The organism is Aminobacter aminovorans, assembly GCF_900445235.1.
Lineage (GTDB): Bacteria > Pseudomonadota > Alphaproteobacteria > Rhizobiales > Rhizobiaceae > Aminobacter > Aminobacter aminovorans.
This window is the reverse complement of the sequence record NZ_UFSM01000001.1, coordinates 1705703-1718816: the sequence shown is the minus strand read 5'-3', so window position 1 is coordinate 1718816 and position 13114 is coordinate 1705703. Positions and strand designations below refer to the sequence as shown.

General features: G+C 63.4%; 12 protein-coding genes and 1 pseudogene. 7 read left to right on the top strand and 6 right to left on the bottom strand.

Translation table 11 applies throughout. From position 1 onward, the window contains the following. The first annotated feature begins 117 nt into the window (after positions 1-117). The gene (locus tag DY201_RS08465; protein WP_115730810.1) at positions 118-1038 is read left to right on the top strand and encodes a LysR family transcriptional regulator; all 921 of its coding nucleotides are present in this window, start codon (positions 118-120) and stop codon (positions 1036-1038) included. A gap of 27 nt (positions 1039-1065) precedes the next feature. On the opposite strand, the gene DY201_RS08460 is transcribed toward DY201_RS08465, so the two are convergent. Together DY201_RS08460 and DY201_RS08455 are read right to left on the bottom strand one after the other, a co-directional pair. Next, on the bottom strand, positions 1066-2376 hold the full coding sequence (locus DY201_RS08460; RefSeq protein ID WP_245432118.1) for a serine hydrolase domain-containing protein: 1311 nt from the start codon (positions 2374-2376) through the stop codon (positions 1066-1068). A gap of 81 nt (positions 2377-2457) precedes the next feature. Then, a pseudogene (locus tag DY201_RS08455) lies at positions 2458-2790 on the bottom strand (SRPBCC domain-containing protein); the annotation flags it as partial. 254 nt (positions 2791-3044) lie between these two features. On the opposite strand from DY201_RS08455, the gene DY201_RS08450 reads away from it, so the two are divergent. After that, a complete protein-coding gene (locus DY201_RS08450; protein WP_115730809.1) occupies positions 3045-3560 on the top strand; it encodes a winged helix-turn-helix transcriptional regulator in 516 nt (171 codons plus the stop codon). Between the two features lie 192 nt (positions 3561-3752). After that, positions 3753-4256, top strand: a complete 504-nt coding sequence (gene dps / locus DY201_RS08445; protein ID WP_115730808.1) for a DNA starvation/stationary phase protection protein Dps — start codon at positions 3753-3755, stop codon at positions 4254-4256. 61 nt (positions 4257-4317) lie between these two features. On the opposite strand, the gene xdhC is transcribed toward dps, so the two are convergent. From xdhC to uraH, 4 genes are read right to left on the bottom strand one after another with little or no spacing between them, the layout of a single operon-like run. Next, entirely contained in the window at positions 4318-5208 is an 891-nt protein-coding gene (xdhC, locus tag DY201_RS08440) for a xanthine dehydrogenase accessory protein XdhC (RefSeq protein ID WP_115730807.1), read from the bottom strand. Continuing rightward, positions 5205-7565: a xanthine dehydrogenase molybdopterin binding subunit gene (xdhB, locus tag DY201_RS08435; protein ID WP_115730806.1), complete on the bottom strand. Its 2361-nt coding sequence runs from the start codon at positions 7563-7565 to the stop codon at positions 5205-5207. Before xdhB ends, xdhC begins: the two co-directional genes overlap by 4 nt. A gap of 1 nt (position 7566) precedes the next feature. Further along, on the bottom strand, positions 7567-9048 hold the full coding sequence (xdhA, locus tag DY201_RS08430) for a xanthine dehydrogenase small subunit (RefSeq protein WP_115730805.1): 1482 nt from the start codon (positions 9046-9048) through the stop codon (positions 7567-7569). Positions 9049-9051: 3 nt separating this feature from the next. Then, the gene (gene uraH / locus DY201_RS08425) at positions 9052-9417 is read right to left on the bottom strand and encodes a hydroxyisourate hydrolase (RefSeq protein ID WP_115730804.1); all 366 of its coding nucleotides are present in this window, start codon (positions 9415-9417) and stop codon (positions 9052-9054) included. A 180-nt stretch (positions 9418-9597) separates the two neighbouring features. On the opposite strand from uraH, the gene puuE reads away from it, so the two are divergent. Genes puuE through DY201_RS08405 form a run of 4 tightly spaced genes read left to right on the top strand, consistent with a single transcriptional unit; the run spans position 9598 to position 13004 of the window. Further along, positions 9598-11031: an allantoinase PuuE gene (gene puuE, locus DY201_RS08420; RefSeq protein ID WP_115730803.1), complete on the top strand. Its 1434-nt coding sequence runs from the start codon at positions 9598-9600 to the stop codon at positions 11029-11031. A gap of 6 nt (positions 11032-11037) precedes the next feature. Continuing rightward, entirely contained in the window at positions 11038-11883 is an 846-nt protein-coding gene (locus DY201_RS08415) for a bifunctional allantoicase/(S)-ureidoglycine aminohydrolase (protein WP_115730802.1), read from the top strand. A 23-nt stretch (positions 11884-11906) separates the two neighbouring features. Then, a complete protein-coding gene (locus DY201_RS08410; RefSeq protein WP_115733674.1) occupies positions 11907-12407 on the top strand; it encodes an ureidoglycolate lyase in 501 nt (166 codons plus the stop codon). A gap of 3 nt (positions 12408-12410) precedes the next feature. Next, positions 12411-13004 (top strand): nucleoside deaminase, encoded by a 594-nt coding sequence (locus DY201_RS08405; RefSeq protein ID WP_115730801.1) that lies wholly within the window; start codon positions 12411-12413, stop codon positions 13002-13004. Positions 13005-13114 lie beyond the last annotated feature (110 nt).

Here is a 13114-nt window from a genome sequence, read left to right as displayed (position 1 = left end):
TTACGATGCCCGATGCATTGGGGAAGTGGAAGGATTCGCGATGACTTTCAAAAAAATCTGGAAAATACTAGCGTAGCGCTGCACGGCACAAGCCGGCTATGGAACCATCGGTCTCGCATGGCATATCTCGATAACATCGCTGTCTTCGTCCGCGTCGTGGAACTCGGCAATCTTTCCGCCGCGGGCCGGGATATGCGCATTTCGCCGGCGGTTGCCTCCAACCGCATCAAGGAGTTGGAGAAGCACCTCGGCGTCCGCCTGTTCAACCGCACGACGCGCCAGCTGATGCCGACCGAGCACGGCAACGTGTTCTATTCTGGCGCCAAGCAGGTGCTGGAGGCGATCACCGAGGCCGAGGCTGCGGTCTCTGCACTTTCCGGCCAGCCGCGCGGCACCATCCGCGTCACCGCCCCGCTTGGCCTTGGCCGTCGCCTGGTCGCCTCGGGCATTCCCGAATTCCATGACAAGTATCCCGACATAGAGGTCAGGCTCAGGCTTTCGGACCACAATGTCGACATCCTCAAGGAAGGTCTCGACGTCGCCTTCCGGCTCGGCGTGATCGAGGATTCCAGCCTCAGGATGCGCGGCATCATGGAATGCGAGCGCGTGCTGGTCGCAGCGCCCAAATATCTCGAAAAGCGCGGCGAACCTGAAAGCCCGAACGAGTTGATCGGCAAGAAGCATGACTGCCTGATGCTGCGTTATCCCGGATCGCGCGAATATTTCTGGACGTTGGAGACGCCCAACGGGCCGACCAAGTTCGAGGTCCACGGTCCCTTCGATTCCGACGACGGCGACGTACTGACCGGCTGGGCGCTTGCCGGGCGCGGCATCATCAACAAGCCACGCTTCGAGGTCGAGCCCTTCATCCGCGACCAGCGGCTGCACATCATCCTGCCGCAGACGCCGCCGACGCCGGTGCAGTTTGCCGCCGTCTATCCGCACAAGAAGCTGCAGGACCCGAAGGTCCGGCTGCTGCTCGACTTCATGGCCGAGCGCTGCCACAAGCTGATCAAGGATATTTTGGCCGGCAAGTGAAGCTGGCGGGGAAGTGAGGCTTGCGCCTCACCCGGCGATGGCCTGGTAGGCCGATGTCCAGAAATCGACATGGTGCTTGGGTGCCTCAGGCGAATCCATCAGCCGCTGGGTCAGCAGCACGCCGGCAAGGTCGTTTTCGGGATCGGCATATCCTGAGGTGCCGTAGCCGCCGTCCCAGCCGAAGCGCCCAGGCGTCGTAAAGAGATTGTCGCGCTTGAGCGCCACCGACATGCCGAGACCCCAGCCCGAATTGCCGTTGAAGAACATCGCTGCACTCGCCTTTTGTTCTTCGCTAAGCTGGTCGGTGGTCATCAGCTCGACCGAGGCGCGCGACAGGATGCGCTCGGCGCCGAGTTCGCCCTTGCCAAGCAGCATCTTCTGGAAGGCGAGATAGTCGTCGGCTGTCGAGACGAGCCCGGCACCGCCGGATTCGAAGGTCGCGGGCCTGGCGAACAATCCACCCCTGGCCTCGTCATAGACGCCAAGCTTGCCGGTCTGGAAATCCCAGGAGTAAGCGGTGGCGAGCCGGTCGACCTTCTCCGCCGGCACGTGGAAGCCGGTATCCTTCATGCCAAGCGGTCCGAAGATACGCTCCTGCATGAAGGCGGACAGCGGTTGGCCGGCAGCGCGCGCGACCAGCACGCCTGCAACGTCGAGGCCGGTGTGGTAGAGCCAGCCCTCGCCCGGCTGATGTGCGAGCGGCAGATAGCCGACGGCCTTCATGAAGGCGTCGGGCGAGCCGCGGAACAGGTCGGCGCTGGGTGCTATGCCAGCCTCGACCATCGCATGCTGCACCGGATAGGCGAATGGATAGACCATGATCGCGCCGACGCCGAAGCGCAGGGTGAGCAAGTCGCGCAGCGTGACAGGCCGGTTGGCTGGAACGGTATCGGTGAGCTTGGCATCGAGGCTCTTGAGCACCTTGCGGTCGGCAAGCTCGGGCAGCCATGTGTCGACGGGATCGTCGAGCCTGAGACGGCTTTCCTCGACCAGGATCATCGCAGCAGTCGCGGTGACCGGCTTGGTCAGCGAGGCGATACGGAAGATGCTGTCGCTCCGCATCGGCGCCGAGCCGTTGAGCGCAAGCGTGCCGGCTGCCTCGACATGGATCTCGCCGCCGCGGCTGACCGCCCAGACGAGACCAGGTACATCGCCGCGCTCGACATGGCCGGCCATGACCTTGCGCATCCGATCGAGCCGCTCCGGTACAAAATTTCGCACACTCATCGCCGTCTTCCCTGTTGCAGCTGTGGCGGCCGAAGCCGGTTGTGCCGGCGCCACCTGGGCACTGGCCGCCGTCGGCGCGGCAAGAGCCGCCGACAGCGCAAATCCCTTCATCAAGCTACGACGATCCAATCCCGAAGACATACTCATCTCAGCCTCCTTGTCTGGCATCTCTCCCATCTCAGGCGCACCGCGCTAGGCGGCGACCGCCACCGTCTCGACTTCGCCGGTCAGGGTCTCGAGCCGGCTCCTGCAGCCGGCCTCGCGATCGGCCAAGCCGTATTGTCCGTCGAGGAACGAATCCTGCTCGACATAGGTCAGTCGCGTGCCATTGCCTTCGGCCGTGAACTCGATGGTGGCGAGCGCGGCGGAAAAGCGGATGCCGGCAAGCGCCATGACATAGGCGATAACGACGCGGCGGTCGGCAACGATGTCGAGATAGGTGGTGTCGTTGGAAATCTCAGGACCTCCCTGCAAGCGGAAACGGCTGCGCTCCGATCCGCCAATGCGGACATCGAGCGAGAATTCATCGACCTCCCAGCCTTCGCCTTAGGCGACCCAGCGGCGCTTGCGCTCGGCACTGGAGAAAGCGGCAAACACCTCGGCGGGCGGCGCTGCGTAACAATGGTCGATGCTGAAGCCGGCCTGAACTGCTGACGTCGCGGTCATGTCTCTCTACATCGCGCGCCATTGTCGGCATTCACAACCGGTTGCATAAACTAACTGGTTGTACGATAGGCAGACTGATTTTACATTGCAACTGGTTTTTTGGAGACACTTGCATGAACCAGCAGCATCGGTCGGGCTGTCCGATCAACCTGACCCTCGAGGTGGTAGGCGACAAATGGAGCCTCATCGTCCTGCGCGACATGATGTTCGGCAATCGCAGGCACTTCCGCGAATTGCTGACCCAGTCCGAGGAAGGCATCGCCTCCAACATCCTGGCCGACAGGCTGCGGCGGCTGCTCGAGGACGGGCTGATCAGCAAGGCTGACGACCCCAGCCACAAGCAGAAGGCGATCTACTCGCTGACCGAAATGGCGATCGAGCTGCTGCCGGTTTTCGCGCAGATCGCCGCCTGGGGTCGCAAATGGCTGCCGGTCAGCGAAGAGCTCAGCATCCGCGCCGAACTGCTGGAAAAGGGCGGGCCCGAAATGTGGCAGCGTTTCATGGAGGAACTGCGCACCGACCATCTCGGCGAGCCGCTGTCGGAGGCAGCACAGCACCGGCTGCCGGTGCGCCAGGAGCTGCAGGCGGCCTATCTCGAAGTGGTTGCCCGCAACGCCGTGGCAGGTTGATTTTCGACCCGCGCAACTCCAGGAAAACGGTGCAGCGGTTTTCCGTCCTGAATTGCGCAAGACAAGAAGATGGAGCGTTTGCGCGCTTCGAAGAGAAGCGGAGACGCTCTTGGCCGGCCCGGAACCGAACTGTCATGAGGCTGTTGTAGCCTGCGTGCGTCGCCAGGCGGCCACCTCGCGACGCGACCAGTCATCAAGGAGCAGGCAATGATTTCCCACCCGACGCGCAATGATCTCAAGTCCAACGCCAAGAAGGTTTCGATCGAACTGCTGAACACACGGCTTGCCGAGGCGATCGACCTGGCGCTGATCACCAAGCAGGCGCACTGGAACGTCAAGGGCCCGCATTTCATCGCCATCCACGAGATGCTGGACGGCTTTCGCAAGGACCTGGACGGGCATATCGACACCGTCGCCGAACGTGTCGCCCAGTTGGGCGGGGCTGCCCTCGGCACCTCGCAGGTCGTCGTCGAGGCAAGCAAACTGAGGCCCTACCCGACCGACATCTCAAAGACCAAGGATCACATCGCAGCCCTGATCGACCGCTATGCCGACGCCGCAAAAAGCGTGCGCGCCGCGATCGACGAGGCTGGAGAGGCGGGCGACGCCGACACGGCCGACATCTTCACCGCCTATTCGCGCATGCTCGACAAGTCGTTGTGGTTCCTCGAGGCCCACACCCAGGAAAGCGAATAGCCGCCGGCCGACCTCGGGTCGCCGCGCCGGTCACTTTGCCCTGTTCACTTGGCCCCGTTCACTAGGCCCTGAGAACCAGCGCGGTCATGATCTCGGCTGCGGCGAGCGCGGCGATGACGGCTGGGCGTTTGTCCTTCACCGCGTCGCCGCCGATCGGGCAGATCAGCCGCGCGAACTGTGCCTCGCTGCCGCCGGCGGTCTTGAGGAACCAGCTCCTGAACGTCGCCTTCTTGGTCTTGGAGCCGATCATGCCGACATAGGCCGCGTCGGCGCGCTTGAGCGCTTCGGCGACGATCAGGAAATCGAGCGCGTGGTCGTGGGTCAGCACGACGAAGGCCGTGCCGGCGGGCGCCTCGCGCACCATCTCTTCGGGCATCGGCGTCAGCCGCGTGACGACGTTGTCGGGCATGTCGTCGAGCGCATCAGTGCGGGTCTCGACGACCACGACATTGAGCGGCAGGAGCGCAAAGGCCGATGCCAGCGCATGGCCGACATGGCCGCCGCCGAAGACATGGACATGCGGACGTGCCGCGTCGGACGCTTCGGCTGTGGCCAGAAGATCGGCGCGCATGGCCGCGTCGACGTTCCTGACGGCGACCTCGACTCGACCACCGCAGCATTGGCCGATCTCCGGCCCGAGCGGAATGTCGAGGGTGAGACTGTCCTTGGCATCCCTGGCAGGGTCGAGATAGCGCGCCGGGACAGGGTCGCCGGTGACATGCTCCATCACAGTGCTGCGCTTGGACGAACCGGCCAGCATCGCGCGTGCCGTATCGATGGCCATGAATTCGAGCTGGCCGCCGCCGATGGTGCCGAAGATGCGCTGCGGCGACACCAGCATCCAGGCGCCCTTCTCGCGTGGCGTCGAGCCCCTGGCCTCGGCCACCTCGACCAGCGCCACGGCGGGCGCTGCATCGAGGAAGGCCCGGAGGCTCTTGGCGATCGTGCTCACTTTGCCAGGGCCGCCTCGGCCCGCAGGCGTTCGATCGCCATCAGCACGCGCTCCGGCGTAGCCGGAGCGTCGAGGCGCGGACAGATCTTGTGGTCGGCAACACTTGCCACCGCGTCCGACAGCGCGTGCAGCACTGCCATGCCATGCGGCAGCGGCGGCTCGCCCACAGCCTTGGAGCGATGGATCGTCGGCTCATAGGCCTCGGACCAGTCGGTCAGCGCGACGTTGAAGATCTTGGGCCGGTCGGAAGCGAGTGGGATCTTGTAGGTCGACGGCGCATGTGTGCGCAGCCGGCCCTTGCCGTCCCACCACAGCTCTTCGGTGGTCAGCCAGCCCATGCCCTGGATGAAGCCCCCTTCGACCTGGCCGATGTCGATCGCCCGGTTCAGCGAACGGCCGGTGTCGTGCAGGATGTCGGCGCGCTCGACGACATATTCGCCTGTCAAGACGTCGACCGAAACCTCTGCACAGGCCGCGCCATAGGCATAGTAGTAGAAGGCGTGGCCCCTGCCCTTGCTGCGGTCCCAGTGGATCTTCGGTGTCTTGTAGTGGCCGGCGGCCGAAAGCTGGATGCGGTTGAGATAGGCCTGCTTGACCAGATCGTTGAACGAAATCTCCTGGTTGCCGACGCGCACGCGGTTTGGCAGGAAGACCACTTGGTCGGCCGGCACCTGATACTTCTCGGCGGCGAAGTCGGTCAGCCGCTTGCGGATCTGCCGTGCCGCATCCTGCGCCGCCATGCCGTTGAGGTCGGCGCCGGACGAGGCTGCGGTCGGCGCGGTGTTCGGTACCTTTGCTGTTGTGGTCGCAGTGATCTTCACCCGCTCGAGGTCGATCTGGAACTCCTCCGCCACCACCTGCGCCACCTTGAGGTGCAGGCCCTGGCCCATCTCGGTGCCGCCATGGTTCATATGCACCGAACCGTCGGCATAGACATGCACCAGTGCGCCGGCCTGGTTGGACTCTGTCTTGGTGAAAGAGATGCCGAACTTGACCGGCGTCAGCGCCAGGCCGCGCTTGATGAAGCGGCTGTTGGCGTTGAACGCCGCGATCTCGCGCCGGCGCCGTGCGTATTGGGCGCTTTCCTCGAGTTCGGCAACGATGCGCTGGATGATGCAGTCCTCGACCCTCTGGTGATAGGGCGTGAGGTTGCGCTCGCCCGGCGTGCCGATCTGGTCGTAGAAGTTCAGCTTGCGGATTTCGAGCGAGTCCTTGCCGACGGCAAAGGCGACCTCGTCGATGACCCGTTCGGCGCCGACCATGCCTTGCGGACCGCCAAAGCCACGGAACGCCGTGTTGGAGACGGTGTTGGTGTAAAGCGGCGCCGACTGGGCATGGACGTTGGGATAGAAATAGGCGTTGTCGCAGTGAAACAGCGCCCGGTCGCCGACCGGCCCCGACAGGTCGGCCGAAAAGCCGGCATTGAGCGCGAACATGTAGTCGACGCCGAGGATGTTGCCTTCGTCGTCGAAGCCGACCTCGTAGTCGATGGCAAAGTCGTGGCGCTTGCCGGTGGCGGTCATGTCTTCGTCGCGGTCGAGCCTGACCTTGACGGCGCGCTTGTGCTTCTTGGCAGCGATCGCGGCAATCGCCGCGCACTGGTTGGCCTGGGTTTCCTTGCCGCCGAAGCCGCCGCCCATGCGGCGCACTTCCACCGTCACCGCGTGGCTCGGCACGCCAAGCACATGCGAAACCAGGTGCTGGGTCTCGCTTGGCCCTTGCGTCGAGCAATAGACTGTTACCTCGTCGTCTTCGCCGGGCACAGCCAAAGAAATCTGGCCTTCGAGATAGAAATGGTCCTGGCCGCCGAGCTTCATCCGCCCCTTGATCCGGCGCGGCGCCGCAGCGATCGCTGCCGCCGCATCGCCGCGCTTGAGCGTCAGCGGCGTCGTCACCTGCTTGTCTTTTTCGGTATCGAGATCCCAGATGCTGATGACCGCAGGCAGTTCGTCATATTCGATCTTGGCCAGCCGCGCGGCGCGGCGCGCCTGCTCGCGGGTTTCGGCGATGACGGCAAAGATCGGCTGGCCGTGGAACTGCACCTTGCCCTGGGCAAGAACGGGGTCGTCATGCATGCCGCTCGGCGAGACGTCGTTTTCGCCTGGCACGTCGGCATAGGTCAAAACGTCGACGACGCCAGGTGCAGCGCGGACCGCCGACAGGTCGACGGTCTTCAAGGTGCCATGGGCAACATTGGACAGGCCAAGCCCGACATGCAGCGTACCCGCCGGCTCGGGCATGTCGTCGATATAGACCGCCTCGCCGGCAACGTGCTTGTGCGCGGAATCATGGCGCTGGTCGGTGTGGACGCCGCCGGTAATCTTCTGCGCCTTGAGGTTCGGAGTGTGCTGGGTCATCTCACGCGGCCTCGTATCTCGACACCTGCAGCGGTGCCTTGGTGCCGGTCGTTTCCATGTAGAAACGCAACAGCAGGTTCTTCGCCGCCAGCGCGCGGTATTCTGATGTGGCACGCATGTCGGTCAGCGGCGTGAAGTCTTCGGCATATTTTGCCATCGCCGCCTCGACCGTTTTTTCCGTCCAGGGCTGGCCGACAAGTGCTGCCTCGACCGCTGCGGCACGCTTCGGCGTCGCCGCCATGCCGCCATAGGCGATGCGGACCTGGTCGACGCTGCCGTCCTTGGCAAGCTTCAACCAGAAGGCGCCGAGCGTAGCGGTGATGTCTTCGTCGCGGCGCTTGGTGATCTTGTGGACGGCAAAATGCTCGCCCTTGGCGGGCACCGGCACATGCACGGTCTCGACGAATTCACCCGGCGCACGGTCCTGCTTGCCATAGGCGATGAAGAAGTCCTGCAGCGAAATGGTCCTGCGGGTATTGCCCTTGCGCAGCGTGAGCGTCGCGCCGAGTGCGATCAGCGGCGGCGGCGTGTCGCCGATCGGCGAGCCGTTGGCGATGTTGCCGCCGATGGTGCCCATGTTGCGTACCTGCTGCCCACCGATGCGGTCGATCAGCGGCCCAAGCGCTGGAATGCGCTTCGACAGCGTCTCAAACGCTTCGGTGTAGGTGACGCCGGCGCCGATCGAGATGACGCCCTTGTCCTCAGACATGGTGTGCAAGCCATCGATATTGGCGATGAACACGGCGGGTGAGATGGCGCGCATGTGCTTGGTGACCCACAGGCCGACATCGGTCGAGCCGGCAACCACGGTCGCTGTCGGCTCGGCTTCGAGCACAGCGGCGAGATCGTCGACGCTGGCCGGGATAACGAAGCGCTCCTTGCCCGCGCCGACTTCGACTCGGGTGCCATCCCTGAAGGCTTCGAGCCGGGCGGTGATCGCCTTGCGTTCCACCAGCAGCGGATCCTTGGCGACCTTGCCATAGTCGGAGATGGCGCGTGCGGCGCGCATGATCGCCTCATAGCCGGTGCAGCGGCACAGATTTCCCTGCAGCGCCTTCTCGATCGCCTGGTCGGATGGATCGGGTGTTTCCATCCACAGGCCGTAGAGCGACATGACGAAACCCGGCGTGCAGAAGCCGCATTGCGAGCCGTGGAAATCGACCATCGCCTGCTGCACCGGGTGCAGTTGGCCGTTGCTGGTGCCTAGATGCTCGACCGTCACGACATGGCAACCGTCCAGCGACCCCATGAAGCGGATGCAGGCGTTGACGCTTTCATAGACCAGCTTGCCGCTGGAGAGCCGGCCGACCAGCACCGTGCAGGCGCCGCAGTCGCCTTCTGCACAGCCTTCCTTGGTGCCGCGCAGGGTACGCTGGAGCCGGAGATAATCGAGCAGCGTGGCGTCGGGCGCGACATGGCCCAGCGTCACATCCTCGCCATTGAGGATGAAGCGGATGTGGTTGCGTGTCTTGACCATCGCCATCGTTCAGCTCCCCCTATAGGTGGAATAACCGAAGGGTGAGATCAACAGAGGCACATGATAATGCGTGCGCTCGGCCATGCCAAAGCGGATCGGCACGATGTCGAGGAAGGCCGGCTTCGGCAGCTCGATGCCCAGGCCGCGGAGATAATCGCCGGCTGCGAAGATCAGCTCGTACTCGCCTGTCTCGAACTCGTCGCCGGCCAGAACCGGCGCATCGCAGCGGCCGTCGGAATTGGTGGTGACCTTCTTCAGCAGCGTGCGCGCGTCGCCGTCGATGCGAAACAGCGAGATCGCCAGACCTTCGGCAGGCTTTCCGGTAGCAGTATCAAGGACATGGGTGGTGAGGCGTCCGCCTTCGGCCTTTGTCATTCGCTCTCCCTATTGGCGCTGAACGCCATCGATATAGATTTTGCGCCATTTAAGGCCATTGCATAAGGTGTGGTCGAGCAGAGCACTACAAAAAGACTTTCAAAATTTTTCGAGGGAATGTCTGACGCACCTTTCGCTATTCTGCTCAAGTGCCCGGCAAGAATCCGGTTTTGAGGGAACATGCGTTACGTAAGAGATATGCGCGGCTACGGCGCAAACCCACCCCACCCGCAATGGCCTGGCAACGCGAATGTTTGCGTGCAATTCGTGGTCAACTACGAAGAGGGCGGCGAAAACAACATCCTGCATGGCGATGCCGCTTCGGAAGCGTTCCTGTCGGAGGTGGTCGGCGCGGCACAATGGCCCGGCAAGCGCCACTGGAACATGGAATCGATCTACGAATACGGCGCCCGCGCCGGCTTCTGGCGGCTCCACCGCATGTTCACCGAAGCCAATGTGCCTGTTACCGTCTATGGCGTGGCGACCGCCCTTGCACGTTCACCCGACCATGTCGCTGCGATGCAGGACGCAGACTGGGAGATCGCCTCTCACGGCCTGCGCTGGATCGACTATCGCGATCATGCGGAAGCCGACGAACGCGCCGACCTGATCGAAGCCATCCGCCTCCACACCGAAGTCGTCGGCGAACGCCCCAAGGGCCTCTATCTCGGTCGTACTTCTGTCTATTCGGTGCGGCTTGCCGCTGCCGAAGGTGGCTTTGAGTGGATTTCCGATACCTATGACGACGAGTTGCCCTACTGGCTCGACCATGACGGCCACGGCAATGCGATTCCTCCTCAACTCGTCATCCCCTACACACTCGACGCTAACGACATGCGTTTTGCCACAGCCCAGGGCTTCAACTCGGGCGATCAGTTCTACGCCTATCTCAAGGACAGCTTCGACACACTGTACCGCGAAGGTGCTGATGGCCGGCCGCGCATGATGAGCATCGGCCTGCACTGCCGTCTCGTCGGTCGCCCCGGCCGCGCCGAGGCGCTGCGCCGCTTCATCGACTATGTGCAGGGTCACGACAAGGTCTGGCTGGCCCGCCGCCAGGACATCGCCCAGCATTGGCGCGATACCCATCCTTACCAGCCGCAGGCGCTGCGCCCCTCGCGCATGGCCCGCGACGAATTCGTCCAGCGCTTCGGCTCGATCTTCGAGCATTCGCCCTGGATCGCCGAACGCGCCTTCGAATTCGAGCTCGGCCCAGCGCATGACAGCGCCGGCGGCCTGCACAATGCGCTTTCCCGCGCCTTCCGCTCGGCGAGCGAGACGGAGCGCCTCGGCGTGCTGACTGCCCACCCCGATCTCGCCGGCAAGCTGGCTCAGGCCAGACGCCTGACCGAGGAATCGACGAAGGAACAGGCCTCCGCCGGTCTCGACGCGCTGACCGACGCCGAGCGCGCCCGCTTCACCGAGCTCAACACGACCTATGTGGAGAAATTCGGCTTCCCCTTCATCATCGCCGTGCGCGACAATGACAAGGCGAGCATCCTCAAGGCATTCGAGACCCGCATCGCCAACAACCGCGACCAGGAATTCCTGACCGCCTGCAAGCAGGTGGAACGCATCGCCTGGTATCGACTTCACGACCTCCTTCCAAGCTAAGAGACCATGGCCAACCGCTCCTACTACGCTCCGAAAGGCGGCTTGCCGCCCCAGACAGACCTGATCACCGACCGCGCCGTCTTCACCGAAGCCTATGCGGTGATCCCGAAGCGCGAGTTTTCGGACATCGTCACCAGCTTCCTGCCCCACTGGGACAAGACGCGGGTCTGGGTCATTGCGCGACCGCTCTCGGGCTTCGCCGAGACCTTCTCGCAATACATCATGGAAGTGCAACCTGGCGGCGGCAGCGATCGGCCGGAGCCGGACGCGGGCGCCGAGGGTGTGTTCTTCGTCGTCGAAGGCGAAGTGACGGTCACGATTGCGGGCAAAAGCCATGTGCTGACGCCGGGCGGCTATGCCTACCTGCCGCCGGCAAGCGCCTGGACGATGCGCAACGCAGGCTCGGAGACCACGCGTTTCCACTGGATCCGCAAGGCCTATGAATATGTCGAAGGCCTCGACGCGCCCGAGCCGCTGTTCCTCAACGACAACGACATCGCACCCAACCCGATGCCCGACACCAACGGCACCTGGGCGACCACACGCTTCGTCGATCCCAACGACCTGCGCCACGACATGCATGTCACGATCGTGACCTTCGAACCGGGCGGCATCATCCCGTTCCCCGAGACCCACGTCATGGAGCACGGCCTCTACGTGCTCGAAGGCAAGGCGGTCTACCGGCTGAATAACGACTGGGTCGAGGTTGAAGCAGGCGACTTCATGTGGCTGCGCGCCTTCTGCCCGCAGGCCTGCTATGCCGGTGGTCCCGGCAAGTTCCGCTACCTGCTCTACAAGGACGTCAACCGCCACATGCAGCTCGGCGCCTTCAACGCCACGCGCCGCCGCTGAGGACTGAAGCCATGTCGGGTGAGATGAAGCGGATCGTCGCCAAGCCGCTGACGCGGGAGAACTTCGCCGAGTTCGGCGAGGTGATCGACACCAACTGCGACACGCACTACCCGATCAACGCTGGCAAATGCGAGCGCTACCATGCGCTCGCCCGCGCCGAGGCTGCCGGCCCCGATGGCCACGTCATCATCAACATCTTCAAGGGAACGCCCTACGATTTCCCGCTGAAGCTCTCGATGGTCGAACGCCATCCCTTTGGTAGCCAGGCCTTCATTCCACTCACCCAGCGCCCTTATCTCGTCGTCGTCTGCCACGACATCGGCGACGGTCCGGGCGAGCCATATGCCTTCATCAGTTCGCCCGGTCAGGGCGTCAACTACCCACGCAACCTCTGGCATGGGGTGCTGACGCCGATCGGCGAGAACCAGGACTTCGTCGTCGTCGACCGGGGCGGCACAGGCCCCAATCTCGAGGAATTCCATTTCTCGCACCCTTATGAAATCGTCCTCCCGGAAGGCTTCTGACATATGGCCGAACTCTCGCTCATCGAACGTCTCTTCGACGTCATCGAACACGACATCATGCCCAAGACCGCCGCAGGCGTGACGAAGGGCAACAAGCTGTTCGGTGCAGCCCTGCTTGCCAAGGACGACCGCTCGCTGGTGCTGGCCGAGACCAACAATGAGCTCGAAAATCCGCTCTGGCACGGCGAGATGCACTGCCTGAAGCGCTTCTACGAAATGCCCAGGGCCACCCGCGCCGACACCAAGGACCTGATCTTCCTGTCGACCCACGAGCCCTGCTCGTTGTGCCTGTCGGCGATCACCTGGGCCGGCTTCGACAATTTCTATTATCTGTTCAGCCACGAGGATTCGCGCGACAGCTTCGCCATCCCGCATGACCTCAAGATCCTGAAAGAGGTCTTCACGCTGGAGCCCGGCGGCTACAACGCCGAAAACGCCTACTGGAAGAGCTATTCGCTGCGCAAGCTGGTGCGCGAACTGCCCGAGGCCGACCGAAAGCGGTTGGAGGAGCGCGTCGCAAAGATCTCGAGGCGCTACGACGAAATGTCGGAGACCTACCAGGCCAGCAAATCAGACAACGACATCCCGCTGAACTGACGCGAACAGGCCAGAGAAATCCGCTCGCTGGCTCATGCCACAGACTTTGCGTTTGGCAACCTGTCGCCAAGTGCATGACCTCGAAAATCGAAGTCGATTTTCGGCCAAGG